4 protein-coding genes are annotated in these 5,174 nt (G+C 69.0%); 3 read left to right on the forward strand and 1 reads right to left on the reverse strand.

The window, feature by feature from the left end:
• The 3 genes from uvrC to VIB55_RS09985 form a co-directional block, all read left to right on the forward strand.
• On the forward strand, positions 1–1,690 hold a 1,690-nt coding region (gene uvrC / locus VIB55_RS09975), incomplete at its 5' end, for an excinuclease ABC subunit UvrC (protein ID WP_331876505.1).
• A 457-nt stretch (positions 1,691–2,147) separates the two neighbouring features.
• The gene (locus tag VIB55_RS09980; RefSeq protein WP_331876506.1) at positions 2,148–3,143 is read left to right on the forward strand and encodes a D-alanine--D-alanine ligase; all 996 of its coding nucleotides are present in this window, start codon (positions 2,148–2,150) and stop codon (positions 3,141–3,143) included.
• Positions 3,144–3,246: 103 nt separating this feature from the next.
• Complete coding sequence (locus VIB55_RS09985; RefSeq protein ID WP_331876507.1) at positions 3,247–4,155, forward strand: rhomboid family intramembrane serine protease; 909 nt, start codon at positions 3,247–3,249, stop codon at positions 4,153–4,155.
• Between the two features lie 560 nt (positions 4,156–4,715).
• Here the strand turns inward: VIB55_RS09985 and VIB55_RS09990 are convergent.
• Positions 4,716–5,174: TetR-like C-terminal domain-containing protein (locus VIB55_RS09990; RefSeq protein ID WP_331876508.1), on the reverse strand; the 459-nt coding region annotated here is incomplete at its 5' end.

Here is a 5,174-nt window from a genome sequence, read left to right on the forward strand (position 1 = left end):
CGAGATGGTGCGCCGCGTGGACGACGTGGACACCATCGTGGTGCGCACCGAGGCCGAGGCGCTGATCCTCGAGAACAACCTGATCAAGGAGAACCGGCCGCGCTTCAACATCAACCTCAAGGACGACAAGACCTACCCGTACATCAAGGTGACGGACGAGGCGTTTCCGCGCGTCTTCGTCACCCGCACGCTGCGCCGGGACGGCGGGCGCTACTTTGGCCCGTACACCGACGTGCGGCGGATGCGGCAGTCGCTGGAGCTGGTGAAGAAGCTGTACACCGTGCGCTCCTGCCGCTACAACCTGCCCAGCGACGTGCCCGCGCGCCCCTGCCTGGACTACCACATCGGCCGCTGCAAGGCGCCGTGCGTGGCGCTGCAGACGCCCGACGAGTACGGGTCGATGGTCGAGGAGATCGTGCAGGTGCTCAGCGGGCACACGCGCCTGGTCGCCCGCCGGCTGCAGGCAGAGATGCAGACGTGCGCGCTGGAGATGAACTTCGAGCGGGCGGCCGAGCTGCGCGACGCCATCGGCCAGCTGCAGGCGCTGGAGCGCAAGCAGCAGGTGGTGGACGTCACCGGCAGCGACCGCGACGTGGTGGGCTTCGCGCGCGACGGATCGGAGGCGTGCGGCGTGGTCCTGCAGATCCGCGAGGGCAAGCTGCTGGGCCGCGAGGCGCAGTTCCTCACCAACCTGAGCGACGACACCGACGAGGCGGCGCTCTCGGCCTTCGCCACGCGCCTGTACGCCGACCGGGTGACGCGCGACGCCGAAAGCGTGCCCGGCGAGATCATCTTCCCCATGGATTTCGACGACCGCGGCGTGCTGGAGGAGCTTCTGCGCGAGGCGGCGGGGAAGGCGGTGCGGCTGAAGTGGCCCCAGCGGGGCGAGAAGGTGCAGCTGGTGGCGCTTGCGGACCAGAACGCGCGGCACCTGTTCGAGGAGCGCAAGCTGATGGGCAACGCCGCGGGCGAGCGCGCACCCGACGCCCTCTACGAACTGCAGGAGGTGCTGGAGCTGCCGATGGTGCCCCGGACCATGGTGTGCTTCGACATTTCGCACACGCAGGGGTCGGAAACGGTGGCATCGGCGGTGTTCTTCGAGAACGGCGAGCCCGCCAAGGGCGAGTACCGCAAGCTCAAGATCCGCGGCGAGTGGGGGAACGACGACTTCGCGTCCATGCACGAGGCGGTCACCCGCTGGTTCCGGCGCCGCGTGGAAGAGGGCAAGCCGCTGCCTGAGCTGGCGGTGATCGACGGCGGCAAGGGGCAGCTGGGCGCCGCGCGCAAGGCGCTGGAGGAGATCGACCTGCCGCAGCAGCCCATCGTGGGGCTGGCCAAGAAGGAGGAGGAGCTGTTCCTTCCCGGGCGGTCGGAGAGCATCCGCCTGCCGCGGCGCAGCCCGGCGCTGCGGCTGGTGCAGCGGATCCGCGACGAGGCGCACCGCTTCGCCGTGACCTACAACCGCAAGCTGCGCACGAAGCGCACGGTGCGCTCGGAGCTTTCCACGATCCCGGGCGTGGGCCCCTCGCGTCAGAAGCAGCTGCTGGAGCGGTTCGGCTCGTACCGAGGCGTGGTCGCGGCGGCGGAGGGGGACATCGCCGCGATCCCGGGGTTCGGGCCGGCGCTGGCACGAAAGGTGGTGGAGGCGGTGCGGCCCGCCCCCGCCGCGCCGTCACCCGGCGCCGCGTAGGTCCTGCTCCCCGCCTCTCAACCTGTTGACACACCGCGACTTGTCATCCTGAGGCGCAGGCGCGCGGCACCAGCCCGCACCTCGTCCTACGCGCGCCGAAGGATCTAGCCTGGCGCACGTACCCGCCAGGGCGCGGCAGCGGTCACGGAATCTCGAGTCGGCGGAACCTCCGCTGCCAGGTGAGCCCCAGCCTGCCCGGGCGAATGAATTCGCGGCAACAACCACACGAAGTCCGCCTTCGCGGACTGGCCGATCGTCGTGCGCCCGGTGTACTCGTGCGCGACCTCGCCTGAGTGCACTCCGCACGTGCACCTCTCGTGCTGGGGGAACCCGTGATCGCGCCCCACCACGGCCGGGGCCTCGGGGGCAATCGCGGGTGGGGCGCGCTCGTACGGTTCGTGCGTAGCGGCGGTGCCGAACGAACCACTTCTACAACAAGACCGACCGAGAGGGCTGGATGAAGATCGCCGTGCTGATGGGGGGAACGAGTGCCGAACGCGAAGTGTCGCTGGCGTCGGGATCCGGAATCGTAAAAGCGCTGCGTGAGCGCGGGCACGAGGTCTACACCGTCGACACCGCGCGCGGCTTCATTCCGCCCGAGCAGGAGGGCGACCTGCTTCCCGGCGGCGTGAAGTCGGCCCCGCCCGCGGAGATGGAGAACGCGCTGCCGCTGCTGCAGCTGGGGCAGGTGGAGCAGCTGCGCGCGGCCGAGATCGCCTTCCTGGCGCTGCACGGCGGCGAGGGCGAGGACGGCACCGTCCAGGCGTACCTGCAGCTGCTCGGCATCAAGTACACGGGTTCCGGGCCGCTGGGCTCCGGCATCGCCATGGACAAGGACGTCACCAAGCGCCTGCTGCGCGACGCCCAGGTGCCGACGCTGCCCTGGCGCGTGGCGCGCGCCCCGGGATACGTGTACGACCCCGACACCATCGAGGACCTGGTGGGCATCCCCTGCGTGGTGAAGCCCTCGCGCGAAGGCTCCAGCGTGGGCCTGCACGTGGTCAAGGACCGGGAGGAGCTGGACGCGGCGGTGAAGGATGCCTCGCAGTACGACACCGAGGTGATGATCGAGCGCTACGCGAAGGGCCGCGAGCTCACCGTCGGCATCCTGGGCGACCAGGCGCTTCCGCCCGTGGAAATCCGCCCCAAGAAGGGCATCTACGACTACGAGAGCAAGTACACGCCGGGGATGACGGAGTACCTGTGCCCGGCGCCCCTGGACGAAGAGGTGGTGGCGCAGATGCAGGCGTACGCGCTGCGCGCCTTCAAGGTGCTGAAGCTGCGGGGATACGCACGCATCGACTTCATCCTGGCGCAGGAACAGCTGTGGTGCCTTGAGGCCAACACCCTCCCCGGAATGACGGGCACCAGCCTGTTTCCCAAGGCGGCCGCGGCCGTGGGAATCACCTACCCCGAACTCTGCGAGCGCATCGCGCAGTCGGCCCTCGGCTGACGGAAAACGACAGCGGACCGGAGACGCGCCACGGGGGTAGAGAGGGGAAAGCGCCCGACCTCCTCGGGCGCGTCTCTTCTCCCGTTCCACTTCTGCAACGGAAATGGCTTACCGGGATTCGTACGCGGGCGGCGGCTTCGGCGGCGGAGCCGCAACCCCCTGGGTCAAGCGCCTGCTGATCGCCAACGCGGCGGTCTTCGTAGTGGCGTTCATCCTGGCCGACGTGCTCGGCTATGGCCGCCAGGTGCTGGACCTCGTGGCGTTCGGGCCCACGCGGTTCATCACCCGGCCGTGGACGCTGCTCACGTATGCCTTCGTGCACCTGGGGATCGGCCACATCCTCGGCAACCTGCTGGTGCTGTTCTTCTTCGGCCCGCCGCTGGAGGAGCGCTGGGGAAGCCGGGCGTTCATCAAGTTCTACCTGGTTTCGGCGGCCGGCGCGGCGCTGTTCTCGGCGCTGTTCTACTTCTGGGACCCGGCCAACTGGATCATCGGCGCCTCGGGAGCCACGTTCGGCCTGATGCTGGCGTTCGCGATGATTTGGCCGGAGATGGAGATCCACGTCTGGGGCATCTTTCCCATCAAGGCCAAGTGGCTCGTGGGCATCATGGCCTTCGTGGAGCTGCTGATCGCGGCCAGCGGATCCAGCGGCGGCGTGGCCACGCTGGCGCACTTGGGCGGCATGCTCACGGCGTTCCTGTACCTGAAGAGCCCGTGGGCGCCGCCGGCGTGGGGTGAGGTGCCGGCGTTCGCGCGCAAGAACCAGCCGAAGCGCGGCGCCATGGCGCTGGTGCCCTGGTCGGGTAAGAAGCCCGAGCCCGCGCGCACCCAGGCGGCCACGGCCACGCAGGTGAGGCCGGCCAACAAGAAGGCCGTCGCCGCCGCCGAGCGCGAGCTGCTGGACGACGTGGACCGCATTCTGGACAAGATCTCGTCCAAGGGCCTGGGCTCGCTCACGGATGAGGAGCGCAAGCGCCTGGACGAGGTAAGCCGGCGCTACCGCACGAACTGAGTCCCGTCGGCTCGGTAGAGTTCACGAGGCCCGCTCCCCATCCGGAGAGCGGGCCTCGACTCGTTTCGGCCGCGGGGCAGGGTGACCGTCCCCACGGAGTCTGTCGTCCAGAGGCCCAGGCGCACCGCATCCACCCACACATGCGGCCACGCGGGCCGAAGGATCTCGCCTGGGGAGCATCTCAACGCGGGGCACGGCAGCGACACGAATGCCGACCTCGCGCCGCTCACCGATCGATCCGCGCGCTTGATGTGGAAAAAGACGACCTTCCAGAATCGCGCAGGACGCACGATCCCAGGCACGCGAGGGTTCCGCATCGTCCTCGGGAGGGAATGCGGCTTGTAGGCCCATGGCGCGCGTTCTCTACTCAAACGGTGGGTCGAGGACAGTGATAGGGCGGGAAGATAGGGTGATGTGGGAGATTCGCGGTTGAAACCCGAGGTTTTCGCCCGATTCCGGCGAAAAGCCGAGGCGAATCGCGCTCCGTAACTTCTGCTTAACCATTGATCCGCGACGCGCGCGACGCGATGCCCGCTCCGCGATACGTTGGTTAACGCACGTTACCGCGCTGTAGATAGGGCGTCGGACACCGCGATGCCCTCGATCAGGTTGGTTAACGCGCGTTGACTCAGGCCCTCTGCCCGCGTGATTCCAGCGAAATGGAAGGATGCGAGGCCGTGGAGCATTGCCCAGAAGCTCAGCGCCATTCCGTCCGGATCGCCCTCCGCCAGCACGCCCGCATCCATCCCCTCCCGCACGCGATCGCGCAGGAAGCGCCGCACGGCTGCACGCTGGCGGTGCAGGGGAGACTCTTCCGCGCCATCCGCCCCGGGTTCGAACAGGGCGCGGTAGGCCTGGGGCTGCGCGATGGCGAACTCCAGGTACGCATCGGCCGTGGCCCGCAGGCGCTCCATGGCCGTGGGCGCCTCCAGCGCGCGGAAGAGGTGGCTCCCGAGCAGGCGGGAGCCCTCGCCCGTGACTTCGCGGAGGATCGCGTCCTTGTCGGCGAAGTGGCGATA

The organism is Longimicrobium sp., assembly GCF_036554565.1.
GTDB lineage: Bacteria > Gemmatimonadota > Gemmatimonadetes > Longimicrobiales > Longimicrobiaceae > Longimicrobium.

Coding starts and splice junctions, on each gene's coding strand:
- VIB55_RS09985 (WP_331876507.1), top strand. CDS start 3,247: ATGGCTTACCGGGATTCGTACGCGGGCGGCGGCTTCGGCGGCGGAGCC.
- VIB55_RS09980 (WP_331876506.1), top strand. CDS start 2,148: ATGAAGATCGCCGTGCTGATGGGGGGAACGAGTGCCGAACGCGAAGTG.